The 25,622-nt window shown below is 62.3% G+C and carries 28 protein-coding genes; 20 read left to right on the top strand and 8 right to left on the bottom strand.

What is annotated here, in order from left to right; all coding sequences use genetic code 11:
* A partial coding sequence (locus HMPREF3171_RS12235; protein WP_246815291.1) for a hypothetical protein occupies nt 1-207 on the bottom strand: 207 nt, incomplete at its 3' end.
* A gap of 51 nt (nt 208-258) precedes the next feature.
* Nucleotides 259-1,842 carry an LCP family protein gene (locus tag HMPREF3171_RS01425; RefSeq protein ID WP_083291900.1) on the bottom strand — a complete coding sequence of 528 codons (1,584 nt, stop codon included), beginning with the start codon at nt 1,840-1,842 and terminating at the stop codon, nt 259-261.
* A 68-nt stretch (nt 1,843-1,910) separates the two neighbouring features.
* Here HMPREF3171_RS01425 and HMPREF3171_RS01420 point away from each other — a divergent pair, with 68 nt between their 5' ends.
* The 3 genes from HMPREF3171_RS01420 (at nt 1,911) to HMPREF3171_RS01410 (ending at nt 4,595) form a co-directional block, all read left to right on the top strand.
* Nucleotides 1,911-2,867, top strand: a complete 957-nt coding sequence (locus tag HMPREF3171_RS01420; RefSeq protein WP_070482530.1) for a glycosyltransferase family 2 protein — start codon at nt 1,911-1,913, stop codon at nt 2,865-2,867.
* Between the two features lie 82 nt (nt 2,868-2,949).
* The gene (locus HMPREF3171_RS01415; protein WP_070422892.1) at nt 2,950-4,011 is read left to right on the top strand and encodes a mannose-1-phosphate guanylyltransferase; all 1,062 of its coding nucleotides are present in this window, start codon (nt 2,950-2,952) and stop codon (nt 4,009-4,011) included.
* A gap of 335 nt (nt 4,012-4,346) precedes the next feature.
* Nucleotides 4,347-4,595: a WhiB family transcriptional regulator gene (locus HMPREF3171_RS01410; protein WP_171194374.1), complete on the top strand. Its 249-nt coding sequence runs from the start codon at nt 4,347-4,349 to the stop codon at nt 4,593-4,595.
* Between the two features lie 26 nt (nt 4,596-4,621).
* On the opposite strand, the gene HMPREF3171_RS01405 is transcribed toward HMPREF3171_RS01410, so the two are convergent.
* On the bottom strand, nt 4,622-5,110 hold the full coding sequence (locus HMPREF3171_RS01405) for a metallopeptidase family protein (protein ID WP_070422848.1): 489 nt from the start codon (nt 5,108-5,110) through the stop codon (nt 4,622-4,624).
* Nucleotides 5,111-5,202: 92 nt separating this feature from the next.
* Here HMPREF3171_RS01405 and HMPREF3171_RS01400 point away from each other — a divergent pair, with 92 nt between their 5' ends.
* The 3 genes from HMPREF3171_RS01400 (at nt 5,203) to manA (ending at nt 8,380) form a co-directional block, all read left to right on the top strand.
* On the top strand, nt 5,203-5,676 hold the full coding sequence (locus HMPREF3171_RS01400; protein ID WP_083279486.1) for a DUF3499 domain-containing protein: 474 nt from the start codon (nt 5,203-5,205) through the stop codon (nt 5,674-5,676).
* Nucleotides 5,677-5,732: 56 nt separating this feature from the next.
* Nucleotides 5,733-7,103, top strand: coding sequence for a phosphomannomutase/phosphoglucomutase (locus HMPREF3171_RS01395; protein ID WP_070482361.1), 1,371 nt, complete (start codon nt 5,733-5,735; stop codon nt 7,101-7,103).
* 83 nt (nt 7,104-7,186) lie between these two features.
* Nucleotides 7,187-8,380 carry a mannose-6-phosphate isomerase, class I gene (manA, locus tag HMPREF3171_RS01390; protein ID WP_070482359.1) on the top strand — a complete coding sequence of 398 codons (1,194 nt, stop codon included), beginning with the start codon at nt 7,187-7,189 and terminating at the stop codon, nt 8,378-8,380.
* A 17-nt stretch (nt 8,381-8,397) separates the two neighbouring features.
* On the opposite strand, the gene HMPREF3171_RS11770 is transcribed toward manA, so the two are convergent.
* A complete protein-coding gene (locus HMPREF3171_RS11770; protein WP_070482357.1) occupies nt 8,398-9,375 on the bottom strand; it encodes a hypothetical protein in 978 nt (325 codons plus the stop codon).
* A 186-nt stretch (nt 9,376-9,561) separates the two neighbouring features.
* On the opposite strand from HMPREF3171_RS11770, the gene HMPREF3171_RS01380 reads away from it, so the two are divergent.
* From HMPREF3171_RS01380 to secA, 9 genes are all read left to right on the top strand, one after another.
* The gene (locus HMPREF3171_RS01380) at nt 9,562-9,915 is read left to right on the top strand and encodes a DUF4259 domain-containing protein (RefSeq protein ID WP_070422853.1); all 354 of its coding nucleotides are present in this window, start codon (nt 9,562-9,564) and stop codon (nt 9,913-9,915) included.
* A gap of 12 nt (nt 9,916-9,927) precedes the next feature.
* Nucleotides 9,928-10,533: a dTMP kinase gene (locus tag HMPREF3171_RS01375; protein ID WP_070422854.1), complete on the top strand. Its 606-nt coding sequence runs from the start codon at nt 9,928-9,930 to the stop codon at nt 10,531-10,533.
* A gap of 46 nt (nt 10,534-10,579) precedes the next feature.
* Nucleotides 10,580-11,263, top strand: coding sequence for an MtrAB system response regulator MtrA (gene mtrA / locus HMPREF3171_RS01370; RefSeq protein WP_083279481.1), 684 nt, complete (start codon nt 10,580-10,582; stop codon nt 11,261-11,263).
* Nucleotides 11,264-11,335: 72 nt separating this feature from the next.
* Nucleotides 11,336-12,991 carry an MtrAB system histidine kinase MtrB gene (gene mtrB, locus HMPREF3171_RS01365; RefSeq protein WP_371327132.1) on the top strand — a complete coding sequence of 552 codons (1,656 nt, stop codon included), beginning with the start codon at nt 11,336-11,338 and terminating at the stop codon, nt 12,989-12,991.
* Nucleotides 12,988-14,712, top strand: coding sequence for an MtrAB system accessory lipoprotein LpqB (gene lpqB, locus HMPREF3171_RS01360; RefSeq protein ID WP_070482355.1), 1,725 nt, complete (start codon nt 12,988-12,990; stop codon nt 14,710-14,712). The genes mtrB and lpqB overlap by 4 nt, the downstream gene beginning before the upstream one ends.
* Before the next feature lie 11 nt (nt 14,713-14,723).
* A complete protein-coding gene (locus tag HMPREF3171_RS01355; protein ID WP_070482353.1) occupies nt 14,724-15,341 on the top strand; it encodes a ComF family protein in 618 nt (205 codons plus the stop codon).
* Between the two features lie 48 nt (nt 15,342-15,389).
* Complete coding sequence (locus HMPREF3171_RS01350; protein ID WP_070449560.1) at nt 15,390-15,785, top strand: hypothetical protein; 396 nt, start codon at nt 15,390-15,392, stop codon at nt 15,783-15,785.
* A 137-nt stretch (nt 15,786-15,922) separates the two neighbouring features.
* The gene (gene hpf / locus HMPREF3171_RS01345; RefSeq protein WP_070482351.1) at nt 15,923-16,642 is read left to right on the top strand and encodes a ribosome hibernation-promoting factor, HPF/YfiA family; all 720 of its coding nucleotides are present in this window, start codon (nt 15,923-15,925) and stop codon (nt 16,640-16,642) included.
* A 157-nt stretch (nt 16,643-16,799) separates the two neighbouring features.
* Nucleotides 16,800-19,367 (top strand): preprotein translocase subunit SecA, encoded by a 2,568-nt coding sequence (secA, locus tag HMPREF3171_RS01340; RefSeq protein ID WP_070422858.1) that lies wholly within the window; start codon nt 16,800-16,802, stop codon nt 19,365-19,367.
* Between the two features lie 49 nt (nt 19,368-19,416).
* Here the strand turns inward: secA and HMPREF3171_RS01335 are convergent, their stop codons facing one another.
* Nucleotides 19,417-19,932 (bottom strand): hypothetical protein, encoded by a 516-nt coding sequence (locus HMPREF3171_RS01335; RefSeq protein ID WP_070422859.1) that lies wholly within the window; start codon nt 19,930-19,932, stop codon nt 19,417-19,419.
* A gap of 153 nt (nt 19,933-20,085) precedes the next feature.
* Here HMPREF3171_RS01335 and HMPREF3171_RS01330 point away from each other — a divergent pair, with 153 nt between their 5' ends.
* The gene (locus HMPREF3171_RS01330) at nt 20,086-20,499 is read left to right on the top strand and encodes an HAD-IA family hydrolase (protein ID WP_070422860.1); all 414 of its coding nucleotides are present in this window, start codon (nt 20,086-20,088) and stop codon (nt 20,497-20,499) included.
* Entirely contained in the window at nt 20,499-20,993 is a 495-nt protein-coding gene (locus HMPREF3171_RS01325) for a DUF6912 family protein (RefSeq protein WP_180950030.1), read from the top strand. The genes HMPREF3171_RS01330 and HMPREF3171_RS01325 overlap by 1 nt, the downstream gene beginning before the upstream one ends.
* Here HMPREF3171_RS01325 and rsgA read toward each other — a convergent pair.
* Both rsgA and aroA read right to left on the bottom strand, forming a co-directional pair.
* Entirely contained in the window at nt 20,967-21,992 is a 1,026-nt protein-coding gene (gene rsgA / locus HMPREF3171_RS01320; protein ID WP_070482350.1) for a ribosome small subunit-dependent GTPase A, read from the bottom strand. The genes HMPREF3171_RS01325 and rsgA overlap by 27 nt on opposite strands.
* A complete protein-coding gene (gene aroA / locus HMPREF3171_RS01315; protein WP_141743313.1) occupies nt 21,992-23,272 on the bottom strand; it encodes a 3-phosphoshikimate 1-carboxyvinyltransferase in 1,281 nt (426 codons plus the stop codon). The genes rsgA and aroA overlap by 1 nt, the downstream gene beginning before the upstream one ends.
* Nucleotides 23,273-23,285: 13 nt before the next feature.
* Between aroA and HMPREF3171_RS01310 the strand changes: the two genes are divergently transcribed.
* Nucleotides 23,286-23,942 (top strand): SOS response-associated peptidase, encoded by a 657-nt coding sequence (locus tag HMPREF3171_RS01310; protein WP_070482346.1) that lies wholly within the window; start codon nt 23,286-23,288, stop codon nt 23,940-23,942.
* 7 nt (nt 23,943-23,949) lie between these two features.
* Here HMPREF3171_RS01310 and ybaK read toward each other — a convergent pair whose 3' ends face one another.
* Complete coding sequence (ybaK, locus tag HMPREF3171_RS01305) at nt 23,950-24,414, bottom strand: Cys-tRNA(Pro) deacylase (protein ID WP_070482344.1); 465 nt, start codon at nt 24,412-24,414, stop codon at nt 23,950-23,952.
* 34 nt (nt 24,415-24,448) lie between these two features.
* Between ybaK and HMPREF3171_RS01300 the strand changes: the two genes are divergently transcribed.
* Entirely contained in the window at nt 24,449-25,069 is a 621-nt protein-coding gene (locus HMPREF3171_RS01300; protein WP_070422863.1) for a sigma-70 family RNA polymerase sigma factor, read from the top strand.
* Nucleotides 25,069-25,320, top strand: coding sequence for a hypothetical protein (locus HMPREF3171_RS01295; protein ID WP_070422864.1), 252 nt, complete (start codon nt 25,069-25,071; stop codon nt 25,318-25,320). Before HMPREF3171_RS01300 ends, HMPREF3171_RS01295 begins: the two co-directional genes overlap by 1 nt.
* The last annotated feature ends 302 nt before the right edge of the window (nt 25,321-25,622 follow it).

Here is a 25,622-nt window from a genome sequence, read left to right as displayed (position 1 = left end):
GAAGAGCGTGAACGGCTCCGGAAGTTTGTTACCTACCCGCTCAATAAAAGAGAGGAGCCGGTCTACGGCTCCTCTTGGTGTCTGATCTCGTTCGGTCCCATCGTCCGGTCCCGGGTCGGGAACCGTGCCTGATGTGGCCTCCTGAGGTGCTACCGAAGTGAAGCCCTGGGCGGCGTGGTGGACAGAATGATTCTTTGCAATGTTCATGCAAAGAGGTTTTACCTGTCGCCGATTCGAATTTCAGGCGATTGGGGGATATTAATTCACGCAGCGCGGGCTGTCCTCGCCAGCTGAGAGCTCAGGGGCAGGCTCGTTGGCACCGAAATCCTCACCTGGCGTGCCCACAGGAGCGACCTGTTCCGCCTCGTCAGCATCCATCGCGCCGGGCCCGTTGTAGTCGTCCGCGATGACGGCAATGACCGTGTTCGGCTCCACGCTGGCGTTGGCCACGACGGGCACTCCGCCGAGCAGCTGGGCCAGCTCCTGGGCGGCCGGGTTGTTCTCGTCTGCGGCAAGCACTTGGGTAGCTGTGTAGAGGCCTTCCATGGCGTTGGACACGCTTGTCACCGTCAGGCCGTCGCCGTTGAGTATCTCAGCAACACGCCCAGCCTGTCCGGGGACGCTGCCGGCGTTGAGCACGACTGCTTCGTAGCCGTTGAACGTCTCGCGTGGGGCGCTGGTGGCGGAGTCCGAACCGTCAGAACCCTCAGCGCCGTCCGTGTTGTCCTCCTCAGGCTTAATCGCTTCTGCCATGAACTTCTGCACCTGCGGTAGATCCACGGTGACGATGGACTCGCCATAGTCACCGACACCATTGACGGAGGTCACAGGGATGGTGGTGAAGGTGACGTTGCCACCAGCCAGGCCGGAAAGTTGCTGGGCCAAGCCCACAATGTCCCAACCCTTATCCAGTGTCACGGAGCGTTCCGCTGCGTTAGACAGTTCGCGCAGTTTCGCCGGGTTGGTCAGGGTGCCTGCGGAAAGCATCGACTGTACGAGCGAAGCCATGTAGGCCTGCTGGCGCACGATGCGGTCTAGGTCGCCGCGCGGCAGGTCGTGGCGTTGGCGCACAAACGACAGGGCTTGCGCACCGTCGAGGGTCTGCTCGCCGGCGGGGAACTTCGCGCCGGAGAGTGGCTCGTCCACGGGATTATTCAGGCACACTTTGACGCCGCCGACAGCGTCGGTGAGCAGCACGAAGCCAAGGAGACCGACCTGGGCGAAGTGGTCGACTTCGACACCGGTGAGGTCCGCTACGGCGTCGATCAGTCCCTCTTGTCCTGCGCGAGCAACCTGCTGTTCGAGCGCCGGGCCTTCGCTCATGCCGGATTCGATCAGTTCTTCGCGTTTTGCGGCAGCGTGTGCGCCGTAGACGCCATTGATTTTCAGGTTGCCGTAGTCGTCCGTATGCACATAGGTATCGCGTGGGATGGACACTGCGGTCGCGCGTGAGCCGTCCTCCGGGATGCGGATAACCATGATGGTGTCGGTGTTGATCTCACCGTCCGCGATACCGGCGTTCAGACGGGAAAGTTCCTGCTCACTTAAGGGGTTGCCCTGCGCGTCCGTGCGCGAATCGGAGCCCACCAGCAGGATGTCCATTGCGCCGTCCAGGGCGTTGCCGTCTTTGCCTTTGCTTTGCGACGACACCTTTAAGTCCGACGCGCTCAACTGCCCGCCAAGCCGCCCAACGGCGAAATACCCGACGCCCGACAGGGCGATCGCGGCGGCGGAGACGATGGCAAGCGTGGTTCGCAGTGCGGGGTGGCCAGATTGCGAAACATCCCGCACCCGGGACGGGGCAGGTTTGATATCGCGGGCTTGCCGCCTGGGCTCAGTCACGCCGGGAATTATACGACATTCCCCGGCTCGCCCTGTGCCGTGCGCCGGAATTGGAGGTCATGGTGGGTATGCTGTCCAACATTGTGAAAGACACAGAGCATCATCCTGACGCTCATCAGGCGCCACTCGCGGTGATCACCGTGACGTATTCGCCTGGGGAGCACTTGGCGCAGCTCATCGCCTCCTTGGAGAAGGCGACGACGCGCCCCGTTGTGCTGCTTTGCGCCGACAACGGCTCCAAGGACGGCGTGCCGCAGCAGGCCGCACGCGAGCACGAGCACGTGGAGTTTTTCCCCACTGGTGGAAACATCGGTTATGGAGCCGCGATTAATGCGGCTGCTCGGCAGTTGGGGGATCGTCGAAAAGCAGGTGCGGTGCGCGGCGACTACTTCCTTATTGTGAACCCCGACGTGGAGTTCACCCCGGGGAGCATCGACGAGTTGATCCACTGCGCCGACGACGCGCCGAAGGCTGGAGCTGCCGGGCCCAGGATTGAAGAGGCCGACGGCTCCGCATACCCCAGCGCGCGCGAGGTGCCCAGCCTGGCCATGGGGATCGGGCACGCGCTGCTGTACGACTACTGGCCGTCCAACCCGTTTTCCCGCGCGTACCAAGCCGGGGCGAATATGGAGATGCAACGCACCGCAGGCTGGCTGTCCGGCGCGTGCCTCCTTGTGCGGTGGGATGCGTTCGACCAGATCGGCGGGTTCGACGAGCGCTACTTCATGTACCTGGAAGACATCGACTTCGGTGACCGTCTTACCCGTGCAGGCTGGGACAATTTGTACTGCCCGAGTTCCGTGATCTTGCACGATCAGGGCCATGTTGCGGACCGACACAGGGGAGTTACGGTGCCTGCGCACCACGCCTCGGCGTATCGGTTCCAGCGCGACCGCCATCCGCATGCGTGGCAAGCTCCCATCCGCTGGGCGTTGTGGCTCGGCCTCCGAGTGAGGGGTGCGCTGCAGTTGGGTAGGGCGAAACCGGCACGCAGGGCTGGCACCGGCCGTGGGGAAGTGAACTGACAACAAGATGAAGGATCTAGCAATGGCTCAGACAGCCTCCACCGAAATCACCGAGTCTGCTGAAATTGCAGAAATCACAGAAATGGATGCGGTGATTCTCGTCGGCGGGCGTGGCACACGCCTTCGTCCGCTGACTGTCTCTACACCCAAGCCGATGTTGCCGACGGCAGGTTTCCCGTTCTTGGCACATCTGCTTGCCCGCATCCGTGAGGCTGGCATGCGTCACGTGGTGTTGGGGACGTCCTATAAGGCAGAGGTGTTTGAGGAGTACTTCGGCGACGGCTCCGAGTTCGGTCTAGAGATCGAATACGTCGTGGAGGAAGAAGCGCTTGGCACCGGCGGTGGCATCCGCAACGTCTACGAGAAGCTCCGCTACGACAACGTGATGGTCTTCAACGGTGATGTGCTTTCTGGCGCGGACCTGTCGGCGATTGCGCACACGCACGTGGATAAAGATGCGGATGTCACACTGCACCTGGTGCGGGTGCCGGATCCGCGCGCGTTCGGCTCGGTGCCGACGGATGAGGACGGCAACGTGCTGGCCTTTTTGGAAAAGACCGAGGATCCGCCGACCGACCAGATCAACGCCGGTTGCTACGTGTTTAAGCGTTCGGTGATCGAGCAGATCCCGGCAGGGCGTGTGGTTTCCGTAGAGCGCGAAACCTTCCCGGGCCTGCTTGAGCAGGGCGCGAAGGTCGTCGGCCATGTGGATTCGTCGTACTGGCGCGACATGGGCCGCCCGGACGATTTCGTCCAGGGCTCCTCGGATGTGGTCCGCGGCATTGCGTACTCGCCACTATTGAAAGGGCGTACGGGCGAATCTGTGGTGGATCCGTCTGCCGGTGTTGCGCATGGCGTGATTCTGATGGGCGGCACAACGGTTGGCCGTGGCTGTGAGATTGGGGCGGGCTCGCGTATCGACGACTCCGTGATCTTCGACGGCGTCACCATCGAGCCTGGCGCAATGGTGCGCAATTCCATCATTGCTGCCGGAGCCACGATTGGAGCGAATGCGCGCTTGGTTGATTGCGTGATCGGTGAAGGTGCCCAGATCGGTGCGCGCTGCGAGCTGCAGGGTGGCATGCGTGTGTGGCCGGGTGTTGTGATCCCAGATTCGGGAGTGCGTTTCTCCCCAGACGCGTAACCGACACGCCAACACGGCCAAATAGTCGCGCTTTTTAGTCCCGACACTACATGTAGTACCCCCGAAGTCCACCCCCATTGCAGCTATGCTGTGACAGTTGTGACTGGTGTGAAAGTTGACGTGGGGAATGTCTGAAAAAGGCGCGCTCGGTTCACATTTTGGTTGCGACTATTTAGTGCCTCGGTGTGTAATCACAGAAGTGTTATTTCCGCATCCGCAACCAGCGGGTGCATCACTCTTCGAACGACCACCGAAAAGATCAACTAAGCAACAGGGAAGGTAATGGCGTGGAAAATCAAGCGGACGCCATCCTCCGCGGCGCTGCTGCGGGAGGGATGACCCTCGACGAGTTGTTTGGCGCTGTCGAGCAGGAGTGGCAGGACCAGGCGCTGTGTGCGCAGACTGACCCCGAGGCCTTCTTTCCTGAAAAAGGCGGCTCAACTCGTGAGGCCAAACGAATCTGCAAGGCATGCGCAGTGCGCGATGAGTGCCTCGAGTACGCACTCGAGCACGATGAGCGCTTCGGTATTTGGGGTGGGCTGTCCGATCGTGAGCGTCGCCGTCTGAAGAAGCAGATCGGCTAACAACTCCCAAGATCTACAGGGTGGATCTACCAGGGAAAATCGGGATTCACAGTGCGTGGATCCAAATTTAAATAGTTTGCTACCAGCGCGGTGAGCACCCACGTGAGCAACTCTGCACGCTCCTGGGTGGTCACCGCGCGGTGTTCTATCGGCATGCGAAACACGACAAAGCGCGCGCGGGTGGGGTTACCGTGCTGATCCACGCCTGCCTGGAGCACCCGCCCGAGAGGGACCGGGCCGTCGGCGATGATCTCGTCCGGCAAGATCGTCATATCTGCGTGCAGGCGCATGCGTGGAATCGTGTCCACCGCCAGATCCACGCTTGCCAGCTGCTCAAAGTACGCGTTGTGGAGCGGGGCGTAGGCCTCCATGACAAGTGCGTCGAATGCGTCGTTGCGTGAGCGATAGCGGGGCACCCCAACGGGCAGGAGCGGGCCACGGGCACCTCGCCCGTGGCGGTCGCGGGCGGCGCGGACGTGCGAGGGGCCGACGCCGGGCCTGGAAGGGGTTTGCATGACGGCAATCCTAAGGTGGAAACAGGCAGGTGTGGAGGGGGCGCGCCGCACCGCAGTACAAAAACCTCAAGAAGGGGTTTAGACTGTCCGCCGTGAATGTCTTCCGTCGTTGTTGTCGCCCGGGTTGCGGCAGGCCCGCTGTGGCCACGCTGATTTACGCGTACGCGGACTCGACGGCAGTGATCGGTCCGCTCGCCCCGGTAGCAGATCCGCATGCGTGGGACTTGTGTGAGCGCCATTCCGCCCACATCACCGCGCCCGTTGGTTGGGAAATGGTCCGTGTAGAGCACGTCGAGTTAGAAGGCGATGAGGATGACGATCCGGAAGCCTCCGACATCACCGCCTTGGCCGAGGCCGTGCGTGAGGCGGGTCGACTGACCACTGGTTTGGTCGATTCTTCGCAGGACCCAATCGAGTACGAGGCCTCGCACGACTTCAACGACCCGGATACCTCGAACCACCCGGTGCATCGCACGAAGCGGGTGGAAGAGCAGATTGCTGCGCATAAGGCGGCGCGCCGTTCGCATTTGCGCATCGTGCCGGATCCTTCGGCTGAGCAGGAATAGCGAAACCACAGCAGCCGGGGAGGGGTCGTGTCGCGGGGCGCACTAAGATGGCCTGCATGGCTATCCAGCACACACGTGAGACTCTGAGCAGCGTTATTAAGGCCTACGACGTTCGAGGCGTTGTCGGCGAGCACATCGACGAGGACTTTGTCCGCACCGCCGGCGCTGCGTTTGCCCACATTCTGCGCGAGGAGGGTGAGACCCGTATCGCGGTCGGCCACGACATGCGTCCGTCGTCGCCGGCGCTGGCCGCGGCGTTCGCCGAGGGAGCTGCCTCCCAGGGGCTTAATGTCACCGACTTGGGGCTGACGTCGACTGACGAGCTCTACTTCGTTGCCGGCTCCCAGCGTTGCGCTGGTGCGATGTTTACCGCCTCGCACAATCCGGCTCAGTACAACGGCATCAAACTCTGCCGCGCGGGCGCGACCCCGGTGTCTACAGATACCGGTTTGTCGGAAATCGGCCGCATGATTCTTGAGGGCGTGCCGGAGTTTGAGGGTGAACGTGGTGTCGTCGAGAAGCAAAATGCGCTCGAGGCATACGCGAAGTATGTGCGTGATCTGGTGCCGGTGCCTACGCGGCGCAAGTTGGTCGTGGCAGTGGATGCCGCAAACGGCATGGCTGGGCTGACGGTTCCGGCGGCGTTGGGGGATATGGATATTCGCCCGCTGTACTTCGAGTTAGACGGAACTTTCCCGAACCATGAGGCGAACCCGCTCGACCCGAAGAATTTGGTTGACCTGCAGAAGTTTACTGTTGAGCAGGGTGCGGACATCGGGTTGGCGTTTGATGGGGATGCGGATCGTTGCTTTGTTGTCGACGAGCGGGGCGAGGCCGTCTCGCCCTCCGCCATCACTGCGCTGATTGCCACGCGCACCCTTGCGGAGAACCCCGGTGCGACGATCATCCACAACCTGATTACCTCGCGTGCAGTGCCGGAGATGATCGACGAATGTGGTGGCACCGCCGTACGCACCCGTGTGGGCCACTCTTACATTAAGGCCAAGATGGCCGAGCACAACGCGCTATTCGGCGGTGAGCACTCCGCGCACTACTACTTTGCTGAGTTCTTCAACGCGGACTCTGGCTTGGTCGCTGCGCTCCACGTTTTGGCGGCGCTGGCAGAGCAGGACAAGCCGCTGAGTGAACTGATGGCGCAGTACGAGCGCTACGTCGCATCTGGCGAGATCAACTCGGAAGTTGCCGACCAGGAAGCGGCGACGAAGCGTGTGGTGGATGCGTTCGCGGATCGTGCGGAATCGGTAGACACCCTCGATGGTGTGACTGTGCAGTTGAAGGACTCCAAGGCGTGGTTCAACGTGCGTGCATCCAACACGGAGCCGCTGCTGCGTCTTAATGCGGAAGCGCCGACCCAGGAAGAGGTCGACGCGCTGGTCAACGAGATTCTTGGCCTGATTCGTTCCTAGGCACCGAATTCTTGTAACTCGAACGGGGAGCGTGGGACTGCTATTTTGGACGTTTGCGCTCACGCAGAACCAAAGGAGGCCACATGGAGCGATTGGATGGGGTACTGCGACCCTACCCATGGGGGTCGCGGACGCTGCTCGCACAGCTGAGGGGGACGCCCTCGCCGAGCGAGAAGCCCGAGGCCGAACTGTGGTTTGGTGCCCACCCTGCCGCCCCAGCGACCATTGACGGACGTGGCCTCGACGAGATCATCGCCGAGGACCCCCAGGCAGCATTGGGCGACCGCGTGATTGCCGATTATGGCGAGCAACTGCCGTTTTTGGTGAAGTTGCTCGCGGCGGATTCCCCGCTGAGTATCCAAGCGCACCCGTCGCGCGAGCAGGCCGTTGCTGGCTTCGAACGGGAAAACGCTGAGGGCATCAGCCTCAACAGCCCGCAGCGCAACTACAAGGACTCGAACCCGAAGCCGGAACTTATCGTCGCGTTGACTACGTTCCGTGCGATGGCGGGGTTCCGCCCTGTGGCGCAGATGACCGAGTTGTTCGAGGCGTTTTCCTCCCCAGCCTGGGACCGTTACGCAGCACTACTGCCAGCGGCCGGCGGTGCAGGAGACATGCGGGTGTTGTTTACTACCCTGGTGTCGTTACCCAAGCCCGCGCTGACGGAGGTGCTCGACGCCGTCGGACATAGTGCCCGCACGATTGCCGATGGAGGCACCGCAGCCCACCCTGCGTGGGTTGTGGAAGCAGCCGAGGTATTCCTTGAACTAGCGCAGCGTTACCCGGGCGACGCTGGTGCGTTTGCGGCTCTGCTGCTCAACATTGTCACCCTCAAGCCGGGTGAGGCGGCGTTCCTCGGCGCAGGTCAACTGCATGCCTACCTCAGCGGTCTCGGCGTGGAGGTCATGGAAAACTCCGACAACGTTCTGCGCGGTGGCCTGACCACCAAGCACGTAGATGTGCCAGAGCTCGTGCGTGTACTCGACTTTTCTTCGTTGGAATCGCCGCGCGCAGACACCGAGGAGGTGGCTGGTGGGAAGCGATTCGTGCTGCCGGTGGAGAGTTTCACCGTGAGCATGCACGAGCTTGATCAGGGCGAGTTGCGTATCGACGAAGATGGCCCCGCAATCGCACTCTGCACCGCGGGCACCGCCACGGACGGGACAATGTCAATCGCCGCTGGGGAGGCTGTGTGGATTCCCGCAAGCGATGGTGCGGTGACCCTGCGGCCTGCAACGGATGGGGAACCCACCCAGGTGTTTGTGGCTACCGTGTAACGCTTCGCGCGATCTGGTCAAGCGCCTCGCGGGGGGCTAAAGCCATCATCCGGCTGGGGGTATCCGGCCACGTCCTCCTTGCCCGGCACACGCGCCCGGGCAGTTGTGGGCGCAGATGCCTGCGACTGCAGTTGAGCCTCCAGCTGGTCTGCAGGAATCGCCTTGTTGTTTTCGGGGTGCTCATCGCGATCGTTCTCACGCGAGGTTGGCTCGGCGGGGGAGGAGCCGGGTGCGGGTTTGCCGTCCTTGATCTTCGGCTCGTTGTCCGCAGATGTGTCGGGGCCGCGCTCGGGCTCGGATGGTGCCGTGGGGACCCCGGAGGTGCCTGCCGAGTCGGTCTCAGTCGGCGTTTGTGCAGACGTGCCAGGCGTGTCCGGTGTGGACGGGTGCGACGCCTCAGGCGTTGGCTGCGGCCTGGACTCCGACGGGGACTCAGGCGTTGTCTCGGGGCGGTTCGGCCGTTCTTCGCTCGTTGTTCCAGACGGGCGGGTTGACTGTGAGGCCGACTGCGGCCCCGATCGCTGTGATTGCGGTGCCTGCTGGGCCGACTGGGCCGACTGGGCCGACTGGGCCGGTGGCGGCACAACGATGTTGGTCGGGCGGTACACCTTGGTCGGCTGCGCCGGATCCGCCTGGCCCACCACTGCGTGCGGTGGCAGGTATGGATCGTTCTGCGCCGCATAGTTCGGGTTGACGTGGTGCGTGCCACCCTGCATGCCGTGTTGTGCGCTGTAGTCCTGGTCTACCGGTGCATCGTTTCCAGTAGTGCGCCCATCTGCAGAGGTTTCTGTTGTCGACGAGTCGGTCGCTGTGCGGGAACTCGACGTGCTTGAGGTTGTCGAGTGCGCGCTGGTGGTGTCTGCGGCCTCGGCGGAAAAGCCTGCGTGGTCCGAAGGTGCGGTGGACGATGACGCCCATACGGTCCAACCGGTCAGGCCAGCAAGCCCGAAGCCTGCAGCAAAAAGAGCAGCGGTACGGCGGTTGGTCGGTTTCACGTCCCCGCTCCTTCCACGGTCGGCGCGCAGCCCTTACATCACGAATTGGTAACAGTATGGTGGTGTAGGAATGTTTATAGCACGTCGTACGGCGAAGGTGTACCCCCATAAGGTGCAAGTGCCGTATATAAAGACGTAATAGATACCGTGTTTGCAGCACTCGATACAGACGGAAGGAGCGTCACAGTGACGACCTGGGACGAGCAGATTTTCACCATTGACACCAATGCAGATTTCCTCGACGAGATCTCTGACCTGGATACCGACGAGATTGTGGAAGCAGTGCGTGACGCCGTGCTCCTCGCCGCAAATGGGGATTCCGCAAGCGAAGATGAGATCCTCAACGGCCAGGCTGCGGCGACGATCGCTGCAATTTGGTCGGGTGCACCTTTTTCTGCCGGTGATGTGGCAGAGGCGTACCCGTTCATCCGTCTGCGCCCGGACGAGATCGACGAGAAGCTCGTCGAGGCTGCTGCTGCGGTATTGGAAGCAGTGGAGACCGAGGCGGACCTTGAGCAGTTCCTCGAGGCGCTGGCCTAACGGTTTGCGGCCATGATTATTGCGTTTGAAGGTATCGATGGCGCGGGCAAGAACACGCTTGTCACCGCGATCAAGAAGGAACTCAACGCCGACACGCTTGCGTTTCCGCGTTACGAGGACTCCATTCACGCCCAGCTCGCACAAGACGCGCTGCACGGGCGCATGGGGGATGTGACGGATTCCGCGTTTGCGATGGCGACACTGTTCGCACTTGACCGTCATGGGGCGAAGGCGCTTCTCGACGAGTACGTCGACGATCCGTCCCGCGTCCTCATCCTGGACCGCTACGTGGCCTCTAACGCCGCGTACACCACTGCGCGCACCGGTGACGATGCCGCCTTGCGCTGGGTGGAAGACCTGGAGTTTGGGCGTTTGGGGTTGCCGAGGCCGGACTTGCAGGTGCTCGTCGATACGAGCCCTGAGCTTGCGCGGGAACGCGCAGCGAAGCGCGAGACGCAGGACGCAACGCGTGCGCGCGATCGCTACGAACGCGATGGTGGCCTGCAGGCCGCAACGTATGCGATGTACGGACGGCTGGCGGAAATGTCGTGGGGTGGGCCGTGGGTACGCGGTTCGGATCCTGCGGTTATCATTCAGGCAATACGCGACCTGGCATAAGCCTCGTCATTTCAACCCCCATAAAAGCCCTGACAAAGGAGTACATGTGGCCCACAAGATCCTGGTCGTGGACGATGACCCGGCGATCAACGAGATGCTCACCATCGTGCTTGAGGCCGAGGGGTTTGAGACGAGTTCCGTCACCGATGGCGCTGAGGCCGTTGGCGCGTGGCGCAGCTTTGATCCGGATCTGATCCTGCTCGACCTGATGCTGCCAGGCGTCAACGGCATTGATATTTGCCGCGAGATCCGCAAGCAGTCCGCCGTGCCGATTGTCATGCTGACAGCGAAGACCGACACGGTGGATGTGGTGCTTGGACTGGAGTCTGGTGCGGACGACTACATCACCAAACCCTTCAAGCCGAAGGAACTGGTCGCCCGAATCCGCGCGCGTCTGCGTCGTACTGACGACGAGCCGGCGGAAATCTACGAGGTTGGCGATCTGACCATTGACGTTCCGCAGCACACCGTGACTCGCGGCGGCCAGGAAATTCAGCTGACCCCGCTCGAGTTTGACCTTTTGCTGGAAATGGCGCAGAAGCCGAATCAGGTGCACACCCGCGAGGAGCTGCTGGAGTCCGTGTGGGGCTACCGCAACGCTTCGGATACGCGCCTGGTTAACGTGCATGTCCAGCGTCTGCGCTCCAAGATTGAGCACGACCCGGAGAACCCGGAGATCATCCTCACCGTGCGTGGTGTGGGCTATAAGACCGGCAAGCCGGGGGTGTAGTCGCTGAATGCGCTCAAACGCGCACGCGAACGCGTAGCGCACGCATGGTCGACCTCGTTGCAGGTGAGGTTCGTGGGCACGGTACTTATCGTGTCCGCAATCGTGATGTCCGTGCTTGGGTTTGTGCTGGCGTCGGTGGTCACTAGCCGCATCACCGAGGCGAAGCTGGAAACCGCGAGTGTGGAGATCGAGCGCGCACGCGCCACCGTCGAATACCAGCTGGACAACAGCGGCAGTTCCGCCTCGCTGCAGGCGCGCTTGAACTCAGCCCGTGCAGGTTTGACCCAGCGCGCACAGGAACACTCGGACACGTCGAGCTTTTACGAGCCGGTCTTGGTGGCGGAAAGCGGTGGCGGGGTGGTGACCTCGTCGCCGGAGTCGTACCAGATCCCAGAGCGCTTAGCGCAGTTCGTCAACGACGGAAATGTGGCCTACCAATTCGCCACTGTGGAACGGCCGGATGCGACGTTGTATGACGCGTTAATCGTCGGTACACCAACGAATGCGGATATCCCGAATCTGCAGCTCTACCTGGTCATGAATATGGAGAGCGAAACCACCACCGTTGCACTGATGCGTGGCATTTTGGCTATCGCTGCGGTGATCGTCGTGGTGCTTTTGATGGGCATTGCGTGGCTTGCGTCGCAGCAGATTGTGGCGCCGGTGCGCTCGGCGTCGAGAACTGCTCAGCGTTTCGCGTCTGGCCATCTGCGCGAGCGCATGCCGGTCGATGGCGAAGACGAAATGGCAGTGCTGGCCATGTCCTTCAACAACATGGCGGACACGCTGTCTAAGCAGATCAACAACCTGGAGGAATACGGTGACCTTCAGCGCCAGTTCACCTCCGATGTCTCCCACGAGTTGCGCACGCCGCTGACTACGGTGCGTATGGCCGCAGACATGATCGCGGCGAACGAGGATTCGCTCGAACCGTCGACCAAGCGCGCTTCCCAGTTGATGATCAAGGAACTCGACCGCTTCGAGGCGCTGCTCAATGATTTGCTGGAAATTTCGCGTCACGACGCCGGCGTGGCCGAACTCTCCACCACCAGCATGGATGCTCGCGGGCCGGTGGAGTCTGCATGGCAGCAAACCCAGCACCTTGCCGACGAGTTGGATGTGGAAGTCGACTTTGACATCCCGGAGGAACCACAGACGATCGAGGGTGACCCACGGCGTATCGAGCGCATCGTGCGCAACCTGGTGGCCAACGCCATCGACCACTCGGAGGGCAACCCGGTGAAGGTTGTGATGCGTTCCAACGACGAGGCCGTGGCAATCACCGTCACCGACCGCGGTGTTGGGCTGAAGGAAGGCCAAGACGAGTTAGTGTTCAACCGCTTCTGGCGCGCGGACAAGTCCCGCAAGCGCCACTCGGGCGGCACCGGCCTGGGCCTGGCTATTGCGCGCGAGGATGCGCTATTGCACGGCGGCATCCTCGACGCCGCTGGCACGCACGGCGTGGGTTCCCAATTCCGCCTGGTGTTGCCGAGAGAAGTCGGGGCGAAAATCAACGTCGCCCCGTTGGACTTGGTCGCGCCGGGACAGAATGCTGCCGAGATCCAAAGGGCGCCTGTTGCCGCCAAGGAAGCAGGAGATGCCGAAGCTGACGCCAGCAGGGGAGTGGAATTCTCCACCGATAGCGGGGCCGGTACCGGCGCTGCCGGCGGAGCTGCTGGTGCAGTAGCACCGGATCCGCAGCCTGAAGTCCAGGAGGAACACCGATGAGGACGAATAAAGCTGCATCGTTGGCGCTGTCGGCCGTGGCCACGTTGACTGCGATGTCCCTGCTGTCGGGGTGCGCAACGCTGCCAACCAACTCGGCACCTCACGTGCTGCGTCCGTTTACGCCGGCGGAGTCTCCGACGCCGGATGCTGGTCCCGCGGAGGATGAGGAGCCAGACTTGCTGCTGCGTGGGTTCTACGCAGCATCGGCGATTCCGGACAGCGACTACGAAATGGCGCGTGCTTACCTGACGGAGAGCGCTGCCCAGGCGTGGGATCCAAGCGGGCAGAAGCTGATCGTGGACAGCTTCGGCGTGACTACGCTGCCGGGGGCCTCGGCAGGGAAGCGTCGCTTTGCGGTTCACGGCAATGTGGTTGGTGCGGTGCGCACTGGGGGATCGTTTGCTCCGGAGCGCGGCAAATACGAGGCAGAAATCGAGCTGGACATGATCGATGGGCAGTGGCGTATTTCGTCGCTACCCGCGGGTGTGGTCATGGAGCGAACTGAGCTGCGTAACCAGTATCAGCCGTATAACCTGTACTTCTTTGATGCCGACGACCGTGAGTTGGTCACCGACCGCCGTTGGGTTCACTCGCGTCGCGAGGCCCTGGCGGGTGACTTAATCGGGTTGCTTATGGAGGGGCCTGCGGAGCGTCTGCGTCCAGCGTTGCCCAATGCGTTGCCGTCGAAAGTGGCCTATACGGGGTTCAAAGACGGCGCGTTTACCTTTACTGGTTTCAGCGAAGTCGACGCCGCACGCCGCACGCAGTTTGCTGCCCAAGTGGTGTGGACCCTTGCCACCGCCGGCATCACAGGTCCGTATCGTTTGGAAGCCGACGGCAGCCCCCTCATCGAAGGCGCTGACGAACTCGGTACCGACGACTTTGCGGACGAGAGCCCACTGGTGGAAACTGCTGGTGAAAGCACGCTCTACGCGCTCGTCGATGGGCGCATTTTGCGTGTCGACGGCCGCACCACCCAGGCCGTCGACGGCAGCCTCGGCAGCTCTGGCCAGATCACTTCAGCCGACCTGGCCAAGGGTGGCCAATGGGCGGCTGTCTTCGGTAAACCAGACGATGACAAGGACGATGTGCTTCGCGTGGGCAAATTCGGTGCCCGCGAGGAAGAGGTTATGCGGGCGCGTACATTCACACGCCCGAGCTTCGAAGCGAACGCGGCGGCGGTGTGGTCGGTTGCAGACGGCAAGCGGATCCTGCGCACAGTCCAATCCGCAGCCAGTGGCGAATTGTCCACCGGCGAGGTGCACGTCGACCTGCCAGAAGGCGTTGACGGCAACATTTCTGTGCTGCGCCTGTCGCGCAGCGGCACCCGCGTGGTCATGGTGATCGACGGAAAGCTCTACACGGGCATTGTCCAGCGTGGCGCTTCCGGCGAACGCTCTATTGTCAATGTGCTCGAGTACGCCCAGGAGCTCGGTGGCAGTGTCGTATCTGCCGAGTGGCGTGCGGATGGATCGCTCATCGTCGGTACCTCCGCCCCGTCGCCAGTGCTGCGTGTGGAGCAGGACGGCTCGTCTATGACCGCGTTGTCGGCGGGCAATATTTCGGCTCCGGTGGTGGCAGTGGCGGCGTCGCCAAGCATGCTCTACGTCACTGACGTCAATGCTGTATTGCAAGTGCCGGCCTCAGGTGCGGATAACCCCATCTGGCGTGAGGTGCCAGGTCTGGAAGGTATGCGCGCGCTACCGATCATCGCGCGGTAGGGGAGTCAGGGATGCTGGGGGATATCGGGGAGTTGCTGCTACCGCGCAAGTGCGCCGGATGCGGCGTGCCGGGGCCGCTGTTGTGCGCCACCTGCCGGATGGAGTTGGCGCACCCGCCGCAGCGCGTGTTTCCCAACACCACACCGATGGTGCCGGTGTTCGCACTAGGTGCCTATGCGGGTGCGCACCGTGGGGTGGTGTTGGCAATGAAGGAACGTAACCACCTTGCCGTGCGTCGCCACGTCGGTGCGGTACTCAACGCCGGGCTGGACTACTTGGAGGCGCGCGGCGATATCGCAGTCGGCGCGGTGCTGGTTCCCGCACCGACGAAGGTGTCCTCGGCACGCGCCCGCGGCGGCGACCCCGTGGAAGCTATCTGCCGCGCCACCCGGCGCAGTGTCACACCCGCGTTGCTACTCGACGCCAGCGCTGCCGATCAGTCGAACCTTGACGAGTCTTCGCGCCGCGCAAACCTGTCCGGAGCAGTACGGCTTTCCGCCATCCCTGCAGGTCCCGTGGTTCTTATCGACGACGTCGTAACCACCGGCGCAACCCTCCAGGCCAGTGTGTCAGTGCTGCTCGCCCACGGGGTTGACGTGAGTGCGTGCGTGACCGTGTGCGCAGCGTAACCGCAGGCCAAATATGTGTTTTTGCAGGTGTCCAGTAGGGTCACAGGAATGAAATTGCGTCTTCTTCCACTCGTGTGTGCCCCGGTTCTCGCGTTGGTCGGTTGCTCGACTGCAGAGATCACCCCACTTCATGAGGCCCGTGTTCAGGAGGTCTCCGAAATCCGTGACGCCCTCGCCGGCACGGACTTCGACTGCACCAACTGGCAGGAGTTGAAGCAGGAAGAGGGCGTGTGCATGCAGAAGGAAAAGGGCCAGATCAAATTCAAGCTCGACGGCACGCCTGAGGATTATGCGCGCTACCTCATGGAGGAGCAGTTCCCGTACGCAAAGGAAGTCATTGTCGGCGAGAACTGGGTTGGCCGCTGCGATAACACTGATGAGGGCACCTGCCAGACCATCGCTGAAGGTCTCGGTGCAAACGTGAAGCAGAGCACCCGCAGCTAAGCATCCGCTGCTCAGCACTTGGCAGCGTAGCTCTCAGTAAGCTCATAGCGAACATTTTGAGAACCCCCGTGTATTGGTCATAACCAGTTGTATAGTGGTGATGGACACAGTTCCTACTACCCACAGGGAGGAAGCACATGACTTCTGCAGACCAGAATGCCGTACAGGGTGGCGCACAGGGGGAGGGTCTCGGACCCGATGTGGTGTTGACCATCACCGGCCGCAACGTTGAGGTTCCGGAGCACTTCCAGGAACGCGTAAGCGGCAAGTTGGCAAAGATTGCGAAGCTCGATCCGACTCTGAATTCCTTCCACGTTGAGCTCAAGCATGAGCCGAATCCGCGTCGTGAACAGGAAGCGGAACGCATCCAGATCACCGCAACTGGCTCGGGCCACCTCGCACGCGCTGAGGCGAAGGAAGACACCTTCTACAACGCCTTGGATGCCGCAGTGGCAAAGCTGGAGCGTTCGCTGCGCAAGGTCAAGGCTCGTCGCACCACTCCGATGTCTGGCCACCGTGCACCGAAGGGCGCCGGCAAGCTGGCCGCTGAGCTTGAGGCTGAGCAGAAGGCAGCGCAGGCTCGCGAGGCTGCTGCGCAGGGTCCGTACGATGTTGACCCGTACGAGGATCAGGTTGAGGATCTGACCCCGGGTCAGGTCGTTCGTACCAAGGTGCACTCCAACGCTCCACGTAGCGTGGATGATGCGCTCAGCGAGATGGAGCTGGTTGGACACGATTTCTACCTCTTCATCAACGAGGAGACGAACCGTCCGGCTGTGGTCTACCGCCGTCACGCGTTTGATTACGGTTTGATCGAACTGGCTGATGAGGCGGAAGCCGAAGCAGGCGAGAAGTAGCGCTTGCGCTGTTACCCGCACGGTCCTGTGAAAGGGGCCGGGCGGGTTTTGTCGTCGATTAGCAACGCCGGGTTGTTCTCTGCAACGTGGGCGTGCGTACAATGGCGGGTTGTTACACCTTGGCCCTGCCTACTCCAGTAGTAAAGGATTTTCTCACGTGTTTGGACTGTCGAAGCTGCTCCGCGCCGGTGAGGGGCGTACCGTCAAGCGCCTGGCGAAGATCGCTGACCAGGTCATGGCCCTGGACGATGAATACGCGGCGCTGACCGATGAGGAACTTAAGGCGAAGACCGCCGAGTTCAAGCAGCGCATCGCCGACGGCGCGAGCCTCGACGACATTTTGCTCGACGCGTTCGCGACTGCCCGTGAGGCGTCGTGGCGCGTGCTGGGACAGAAGCACTACAAGGTGCAGATCATGGGTGGTGCCGCACTGCACTTCGGCAACGTCGCTGAGATGAAGACCGGTGAAGGCAAGACGTTGACGTCGGTGCTGCCGGCGTACCTCAACGCGCTGTCCGGCAAGGGCGTGCACGTGGTCACCGTGAACGACTACCTGGCTAAGCGTGACGCCGAGATGATGGGTCGTGTGCACCACTTCCTCGGCCTGGAGGTGGGCGTGATTCTGTCGGAGATGCGTCCGGCGGAGCGCAAGAAGGCGTACGACGCTGACATCACCTACGGCACCAACAACGAGTTGGGCTTTGACTACTTGCGTGACAACATGACGCGTTCGGTCAACGAAATTGTGCAGCGTGGCCACAACTTTGCGATTGTGGATGAGGTTGACTCGATCCTTATCGACGAAGCCCGTACCCCACTGATCATCTCCGGCCCGGTCGATGGGTCCAGCCAGTTCTACTCGGTGTTCGCACAGCTTGCGCCGCGTATGCGTGAGGGCATCCACTACGAGGTGGATCACCGCAAGCGCACCGTCGGTATTTCCGAGGAGGGCGTGGAGTACGTCGAGGACCAGTTGGGCATTGACAACCTGTACGCGCCTGAGCACTCCCAGTTGGTGAGCTACCTCAACAACGCGATCAAGGCCAAGGAGCTCTTCGAGCGCGATAAGGACTACATCATCCGTCAGGGTGAGGTCATGATCGTGGACGGCTTCACCGGCCGTGTGCTCGCTGGCCGTCGTTACAACGAGGGCATGCACCAGGCCATTGAGGCCAAGGAGCAGGTGGAGATCAAGAACGAGAACCAGACGCTGGCCACCGTTACCCTGCAGAACTACTTCCGCCTGTACGACAAGCTCTCGGGTATGACTGGTACCGCTGAGACTGAGGCGGCCGAGCTGCACCAGATTTACAAGATGGACGTTGTGCAGATCCCGCCGAACCGTCCGAACCAGCGTGTGGACCGCGACGACCTGATCTACAAGACGCAGGAAGCAAAGTTCGCGGCCGTTGCGGAGGACATTGCGGAGCACGCGGAGAAGGGCCAGCCGGTGCTGGTCGGTACCACCTCGGTGGAGCGTTCCGAGTACCTGTCGCAGCTGCTGACCCGCAAGGGTGTTGCCCACAACGTGCTCAACGCGAAGCACCACGAGGAAGAAGGCCGCATCATCGCTGAGGCTGGTCTGCCGGGCAAGGTGACCGTTTCCACCAACATGGCTGGTCGCGGTACCGATATCGTGCTGGGTGGCAACCCGGAAATTCTCTTGGATGCGAAGTTGCAGGAGCAGGGCCTCGACCCGTTTGAGGACGAGGAGCGCTACCAGGAGGCGTGGAACGATCAACTGCCGAAGGCGAAGGAACGTTCCAAGAAGCTTGGCGACGAAGTCCGTGAGGCCGGCGGCCTGTACGTGATTGGTACGGAGCGTCACGAGTCGCGTCGTATCGACAACCAGCTCCGTGGCCGTTCCGGCCGTCAGGGTGACCCGGGCGAGACCCGTTTCTACCTGTCCATGCGCGATGAGTTGATGGTTCGCTTCGTGGGTCAGACCATGGAGAACATGATGAACCGCCTCAACGTTCCGGACGATGTGCCGATCGAGGCGAAGATGGTGTCCAACGCCATCAAGGGCGCACAGTCGCAGGTTGAGAACCAGAACTTTGAGATGCGTAAGAACGTGCTCAAGTACGACGAGGTGCTCAACGAGCAGCGCAAGGTGGTCTACGGCGAGCGTCAGGAGATCCTGGCGTCGAAGGACATCAAGGACCAGGTGCGTCGCATGATCGAGTCCACCATCACTGCGTACGTCGATGCGGAGACCGCGGAAGGCTACGTGGAGGACTGGAACCTCGAGGAACTCTGGCACGCACTCGAGTCCCTGTACGGCCCGTCCGTGACGCCGCAGGAACTCATCGATGGTGACGAGTACGGTCGTCCGGGTGAGCTGACCTCGGCACAGTTGCGCCAGGCGCTTCTCGACGACGCCAACGCCCTCTACGACAACCTCGAAGAGAACATCTCTGCGATCGGCGGCGAAGAGCAGATGCGCAACCTGGAGCGCATGGTGATCCTGCCGATCATCGATACGAAGTGGCGCGAGCACCTCTACGAGATGGACTACCTCAAGGAAGGTATTGGCCTGCGTGCGATGGCGCAGCGCGACCCGCTGGTGGAGTACCAGAAGGAGGGTGGCGACATGTTCAACGCCATGAACGAGGCGATCCAGGAAGAGACCGTGCGTCAGCTGTTTGCCATGCGTAAGCAGTTTGAGACCCAGCCAGCCCAGGCTGCTGAGGGCGAGACTGACGGCGGCACCGCCACCGTCTAAAACCGCCGCTGACCCACTGTTTGGGGCCACTGTTTGGGCCAGTGCGGTCTCACACTGAGGGCAACGCCCTGGTGAGGGCGTGAGGAGCCGTCTGCGACGTGTTGCGCGCAGGCGGCTCCAGTATTTTGAACGACTGCAGTTTGCCGTCCGCCATCTTCGCGGCAAAGGCGAGGCGTCGCCCGCCTTTCTCCACGGTGCCGTAGAACTCGCCGGCCTCACCAGAGTGGCAGGTGATCACCCGGACGTGCTGGGTGGGCAGGACTGCGGTGTTGCGGGTGTGGGCGCGGAGTTGGAGCTGGGCTCGTCGATACGCACGGATGTGTGTGCGCACCGACGTACTGAACCGCGAGGCTGTCATGACAGTCGGGTCGTAGCCTCCGAACGCAGCACTGATGGCCTGGCGCACGAGAGGGTCGACGCGTTGATTGGTCTGTGGTGTGGCGCTGAGCGCCACGTCCGGCTCGAGCACCGACGGCGCCGGTTTCGGCGCGGGCGTGCGGCGCTCAGGTGCGAGGAGTTGAATGTGCTGGTGGCCGGGAACGCTGTAGTACCTGGTTGCGGGCATGTGGGAATCCTCCGTCACGGGAGGGGGTGGGCGCGGCGCGGGGTAGGTATCATTGTTCACGATTGGCGCAATGAAATAAAGAGTGTGCGCACTAAAATACGCATCACGTACGCGAAATACGCAGCTAACGAAAGCTAACGAAAGAAGGCCGAAGTGCAGGGTTTGATCATCGACTACGCAGGTGTGCTGGACACGGGCGCTGAAGACCAGAGCCGCTGGAAGACCCTCATCGAGGAAGCCAAGAAGAAGGACGTCTCCGTGGCCATCCTGTCCAACGAGGCAGCTGAGGGCGAGATTGCGGATGCGATCCGCGAGTGGGAGTTCAAGGGCGTTGTCGACGCGGTTGTGCTCTCCGGCGAGATCGGTGTGGAAAAACCGGAGCGTGCAGCGTTCCAGGCGGCAGCCGACGCGATCGGCCTGGACATGAACGAGTGCGTGATGATCGACGATGACATCATGAACATCCGCGCCGCAGTGGAATACAACCTCATTGGCATCCTGCACACCGCGCTGGACCGCACTGCGGTAGAGATCCAGTCCCTGTTCGACATTGAGGGCGAGTTCTAGTGCGCGTCTACATCCCGGCAACCTTTGGCATGCTGCAAGCGCTGCAGGACAACGGTCTGTTGCATGCGCGCAGCGGGTGGGGTTTTTCTGCGACGAAGGCGTTGCAGGAATTCTTCACCTCGGGCGATCTCGAAGAGATCGAAGATGTGGCGTTCGATGACGCAGCGTTGGCGTCGCTACGCTTGCTCGCCATTGGGGACGAGGAGCGCTTCCCGCACCGCCGAGTGGTCATCTCCGTGGACGTGGACGCGACCGAAGCACCCGATATGGGCGAGTCTGTGGTGAAACTGTCCGGCCCGGTGAATCTTGAGGACGTCGCGGCGATCCACGTGGACATCAAGGAATCCGAAGAAGCCACCGCGAAGGCCATCGAGGTGGTCGATGCCGCGGATCTTGGCGACGAAGACGCGGAGCTGACCGTCGGCGACGCCCAAGACAACTACATGGCGTTCTATCACCCAGACGAGTTAGCGTTCCTCCTCGAGCTGCTTTAACTCCCACTCGTTATTGCTGTGTAGAGCCTCCAGCAGGTGGCGCACAGCCAGCGCGCGGCGCCCGATAGGGGATTCGGCGTCGAGCGTGTCCCAGGCACACTCCGGGTCCGCAGGCGGACCCAAGTGGGTGCAGCCGCGGGAGCAGCCTTCGGCGGCCTCGGCGAGATCGGGGAAGACCTGCACGATCTGTTCCGGGGCGACGTGTGCGAGGCCGAAGGAGCGGATACCGGGGGTGTCGATAATCCAGCCACCGCCGGGTACCTCCAGCGCCACGGACTGGGTGGAGGTGTGGCGACCCTTGCCCACGCCGGAGACCTCGCCAGTTTCGCGGTCCGCGTCCGGGACGATGCGGTTGACCAGGGTGGATTTGCCCACGCCGGAATGGCCGATCAGCGCAGAAACGCGGTCGCGGATGTGTGTGAGCAGTTCCGCGATGTCGTCGTCGACGCCGGTGCGCAGCACCTCCACACCAAGGTCGGCGAGTTCACGCTCGAAATCGGTAGGGTCGGCCAAATCAGACTTGGTCACGCACACCACCGGGGTCACGCCGCCGACAAACGCGGCGACTAAGGCGCGCTCCACAAACCCGGTACGCGGTGGGGGATCGGCGGCGGCAACCACGATGAGCAACAGCTCAGCGTTGGCGACGATGATGCGCTCGTACGGGTCCGTATCGTCAGCCGTGCGGCGCAGGACAGAGGAACGTTCCTCGCGCTTCACAATGCGCGCCAGTGTGTCCTTCGCGCCGGAGGTGTCACCGACGACGCCGACACGGTCGCCGACCTCGATCGAGGTGCGCTTTAAGTCCCGGGCGCGGGTGCATTGCAGGCGCGTGGCGTCGTCGTCAAGCACGACGCCCCAACGCCCACGATCCTTAGCCACGACCAAACCGAACTTGGCATTATCGTGCGACGGGCGGTTCTTCGAGCGTGGCCGTGAGCCCTTGCCGGGGCGGACGCGGACGTCGGATTCGTCGTAATCGGAAAACTTGCGGCGCATTACTTGGAAACCATCTCCAACCACATGTCCTCAAACCCAGGCAGCGTCTTCGCGGTGGTTGCAATGTTTTCCACCTGGACGCCCTCCACAACCAGACCGATGATGGCGCCGGCGGTGGCCATGCGGTGATCGTCGTAGGAACGCCACGTCCCGCCATGCATCTCGGTCGGAGTGATACGCAGGCCGTCGCCGAGTTCCTCGCAGTTGCCGCCGACGTTGTTGATCTCGTTGGTCAGCGCCGCCAGGCGATCCGTCTCGTGGCCGCGCAGGTGCGCAATGCCGGTTAGCTCGCTCGGGGTGGAGGCGCACGCCGCGATGGCGGCGACTGTGGGGGCCAACTCGCCGATATCGCTCATGTCGAGTCGAATGCCCTTTAGCGTGCCAGGCTTCGGGCCGCGCACGCGCAGGGTCTGGGTGGAGCCGTCGGCGATGAGTTCGACCTCGCAGCCCATGCGCTCCAAGACGGTACGGATCACTGCACCCGGCTGGGTGGTGCGCAGCGGCCAGTTCGGGATGCGCACCTCGCCACCAGTGACGGCCGCGGCGGCGAGGAAGGGTGCTGCGTTGGACAGGTCGGGCTCGATCACCCAGTTGGTGCCGCGGATCGGCTGCGGGGCAACGTCCCAGGTGTCACGGGTAGCGGTGACCTTCACGCCAGCCTCTGCGAGCATGGCCACCGTCATCTCAATGTGCGGCATCGACGGCAACATGCCACCCGTGTGGCGGATGGACACGCCACGCTCGAACCGGGGCGCAGACAGAAGCAGGCCTGATACGAACTGGGAGGAGCCGGAGGCGTCGATCTCTACCGGGCCGCCGTCAGCCTTGCCGGTGCCGTGGACGGTAAACGGCATCCCGTCACCCGCAACGGACACGCCGAGGGTGCGAAGGGCGTCGAGGATAACCGCGATGGGGCGGTTGCGGGCGTGGGGGTCGCCGTCGAAAAGCACAGGCCCCTGCGCAAACGCCGCAACCGGCGGCACAAACCGCATCACGGTGCCAGCAAGACCGCAATCAACCTCCGCGCCGCGCAACTCGCCCGGGGTCACACGGATGACGTCGCGGTCGTGCTCGAAGCCGGTGCCCATGGACGCCAGTGCGGCCTCCATAAGATCCGTATCGCGCGAGCGCAGCGCCCCAGTCATCGTCGACGGACCAGCGGCAAGTGCCGCCAGCACGTAGGCGCGGTTAGTCATGGACTTTGACCCCGGCACCCGCTGCGTGTGGGTGATCGGGGCCGGATGGAACGGTGCGGGCCACATGTTCGTCATGAACGTCATAATAATGGAGCGCATGTGCGGACGATTCGTTCTTTTCACTACTGGCGACGAGCTCCTCTCCGAGGTAGCCACCCTGCCCGGCATCAACCATGTCGAAGCGCCCGACGGCACCCCGCCGTCGCGCTACAACATCGCGCCGACAAACCAGGTGCCACTCATCCGGATCCCAGAGCAGACTGCGCGTATCGACGCCGCCCGCTGGGGTCTCCTCCCAACCTGGAAGAAAGACGACACCGGCATGCCTCTGTTCAACGCACGCGGAGAGACGGTGGCGGAGAAGCCCTCGTTCCGCAGCGCGTTCAAGGCGCGGCGCGGGCTGATGGTGCTCGACGGCTACTACGAGTGGAAGCAAACCGAATCCGGCAAGCAGCCCTACTACGTGCGCCCTGCAGAGGGCTTGCTGTACGCGGCGGCACTGTGGGAGACCGGGCTGGACCGGCTATCCACCACGATGATCACCACCGACGCCACCGACAACATGGCCTGGCTCCACCACCGCCTACCGCTCTTTCTGCGTGACGACGAAATCCGCCAGTGGGTCGACGGCACCCCAGAGGAAGCGTTAGAACTTGTGCACCCCTCGCGCGTGGCCGACACGTTGCAGTGGAACGAGGCCGCAAAGGAAGTAGGCAACGTGCGCAACGACTACGCGGAGTTGATCTCGGGCTAGTCCAGGGCTATTCAGTCCCGATAGGCGCGAACTTCGCGTTGGTCAGCTCCGCCAGGTCGGTAGGCGACAGCGCAATAGAAAGGCCCCGCTGGCCGGCGGATACCGTGATGGTTGCAAGGTCGGCGACGGAGTCGTCGATAAGCGTAGGCATGCGCTTGGTGGTGCCCAGCGGGGAGATCCCGCCCACGACATAGCCGGTCGCACGCTGCGCCTGAGCAGGATCGGTCATCTCCGCACGCTTCCAACCCAGCGCTTTCGCCGCCGCCTTGAGCGAAAGGTGGCCGGCGACGGGCACGCAACAGATCGCCATGTCGCGTTCGTGATGGATCACCAAAGTCTTCAGCACCGTGTGGGGGTCACGGCCCAACTCAGCAGCAGAATGTGCGCCGAAATGATCCTTGCTCGGGGTGTATTCGAGCACCTCATGAGGGGTTTGAGAAAGGGCGCTCAGTGCGCGAGTCTTAGCAGCCATGGGGCGATTTTAGCGCTGACCTACAATAGCGAGCATGCCCGAAACCGAGCTTGATCAAGAAGCAAAGGCACGCTTCGCCGAAGAAGCCATGCCGCTGCTCGACCAACTCTACGGCGGAGCCCTGCGCATGACCCGCAACCCGCAAGACGCCGAAGACCTGGTGCAAGAGACCTACCTCAAGGCGTACAAAAACTTCGACAGCTTCACGCCCGGTACCAATCTCAAGGCGTGGCTGTACCGGATCATGACCAACACCTACATCAACTCGTACCGCAAGAAACAGCGCCGGCCGCTGGAAACCTCCGCGGACGAAGTGACGGATTACCAGTTGTACTCCTCGAGCTCGCACGACTCGACGGGACTGGAATCCGCCGAGGTTGAAGCGCTCAAGGCAATGCCGAACTCGCGGATCTCCGAGGCGCTCAACGCGTTGAACGAGGACTACCGCATGGTGGTCTACTACGCCGATGTTGAAGGGCTGGCGTACAAGGAAATCGCCGATGTGCTGGACATCCCTATGGGCACTGTCATGAGCCGACTGCACCGTGGAAGAAAACAACTGCGCGGCATGTTGAAAGACGTGGCGAAGGAACGAGGCATTGGCCTCGACCACGCGGACATGCAGGACACCGACACTGCGGCGAAGGAGAAGTAATGGCTACGGGACACGGATGCGAAGCGACATACCGCCTGCTGTGCGAACTTTTCGACGAAGAAACTTCCCCACAGCGCCGCGAGGAAATCACCTCCGAGATCGCGCAATGCCCGGAGTGCCGCAGTATTGCCGAGTCTGAACGTGCCGTTCGCGCCATCGTGCGGGATTGCTGCCAGCCAACGAAGGCTCCTGAGCCGCTGCGCGAGCGCATCATCACCACTATCTCCTACACCGAGGTCACGTGGCACTAGGGCGCTTTTAGGGGGTTTTAGGGGGAGTTCGGGGGCTGGTTGTTGCGGCCTTTCTCATCGTCTAGCTGGGCTTGTGATGCTGCTAGACGATCTCGTTTCGGCCTCTGTGTTTGCCCTGGTGGTGTTGGGGTTGTTTGTCGTTATGGGGCTGATCGTCTAGCTGGTGTTTCAGGGTGCTAGACGATGAGCGTTGGGGTGGTGGACTGGTGTGTTCGTGGGGTTGAAACGCCCTGTTTTCGTGTCTTGAGGTCTGTTATGGCGTGTGCGCTCGGAAAACGGGGGTAATTTGCGGGGGTAAGCAG

The sequence above is a fragment of the Corynebacterium sp. HMSC08F01 genome (assembly GCF_001807545.1).
GTDB lineage: Bacteria > Actinomycetota > Actinomycetes > Mycobacteriales > Mycobacteriaceae > Corynebacterium > Corynebacterium coyleae.
This window is presented reverse-complemented; position numbering and strand designations above follow the sequence as displayed.

Excerpts from the sequence above, each read along its gene's own strand:
- HMPREF3171_RS01395 (WP_070482361.1), top strand. The coding sequence starts at position 5,733 with ATGGCTATCCAGCACACACGTGAGACTCTGAGCAGCGTTATTAAGGCC.
- aroA (WP_141743313.1), bottom strand. The coding sequence starts at position 23,272 with ATGACGTTCATGACGAACATGTGGCCCGCACCGTTCCATCCGGCCCCG.
- HMPREF3171_RS01420 (WP_070482530.1), top strand. The coding sequence starts at position 1,911 with ATGCTGTCCAACATTGTGAAAGACACAGAGCATCATCCTGACGCTCAT.
- HMPREF3171_RS01410 (WP_171194374.1), top strand. The coding sequence starts at position 4,347 with ATGACCCTCGACGAGTTGTTTGGCGCTGTCGAGCAGGAGTGGCAGGAC.
- ybaK (WP_070482344.1), bottom strand. The coding sequence starts at position 24,414 with ATGGCTGCTAAGACTCGCGCACTGAGCGCCCTTTCTCAAACCCCTCAT.
- HMPREF3171_RS01405 (WP_070422848.1), bottom strand. The coding sequence starts at position 5,110 with ATGCAAACCCCTTCCAGGCCCGGCGTCGGCCCCTCGCACGTCCGCGCC.
- HMPREF3171_RS01375 (WP_070422854.1), top strand. The coding sequence starts at position 9,928 with ATGATTATTGCGTTTGAAGGTATCGATGGCGCGGGCAAGAACACGCTT.
- HMPREF3171_RS01300 (WP_070422863.1), top strand. The coding sequence starts at position 24,449 with ATGCCCGAAACCGAGCTTGATCAAGAAGCAAAGGCACGCTTCGCCGAA.
- HMPREF3171_RS01355 (WP_070482353.1), top strand. The coding sequence starts at position 14,724 with ATGCTGGGGGATATCGGGGAGTTGCTGCTACCGCGCAAGTGCGCCGGA.
- HMPREF3171_RS01350 (WP_070449560.1), top strand. The coding sequence starts at position 15,390 with ATGAAATTGCGTCTTCTTCCACTCGTGTGTGCCCCGGTTCTCGCGTTG.
- HMPREF3171_RS01415 (WP_070422892.1), top strand. The coding sequence starts at position 2,950 with ATGGATGCGGTGATTCTCGTCGGCGGGCGTGGCACACGCCTTCGTCCG.
- HMPREF3171_RS01335 (WP_070422859.1), bottom strand. The coding sequence starts at position 19,932 with ATGCCCGCAACCAGGTACTACAGCGTTCCCGGCCACCAGCACATTCAA.
- HMPREF3171_RS01310 (WP_070482346.1), top strand. The coding sequence starts at position 23,286 with ATGTGCGGACGATTCGTTCTTTTCACTACTGGCGACGAGCTCCTCTCC.
- lpqB (WP_070482355.1), top strand. The coding sequence starts at position 12,988 with ATGAGGACGAATAAAGCTGCATCGTTGGCGCTGTCGGCCGTGGCCACG.
- HMPREF3171_RS01295 (WP_070422864.1), top strand. The coding sequence starts at position 25,069 with ATGGCTACGGGACACGGATGCGAAGCGACATACCGCCTGCTGTGCGAA.
- hpf (WP_070482351.1), top strand. The coding sequence starts at position 15,923 with ATGACTTCTGCAGACCAGAATGCCGTACAGGGTGGCGCACAGGGGGAG.
- manA (WP_070482359.1), top strand. The coding sequence starts at position 7,187 with ATGGAGCGATTGGATGGGGTACTGCGACCCTACCCATGGGGGTCGCGG.
- rsgA (WP_070482350.1), bottom strand. The coding sequence starts at position 21,992 with ATGCGCCGCAAGTTTTCCGATTACGACGAATCCGACGTCCGCGTCCGC.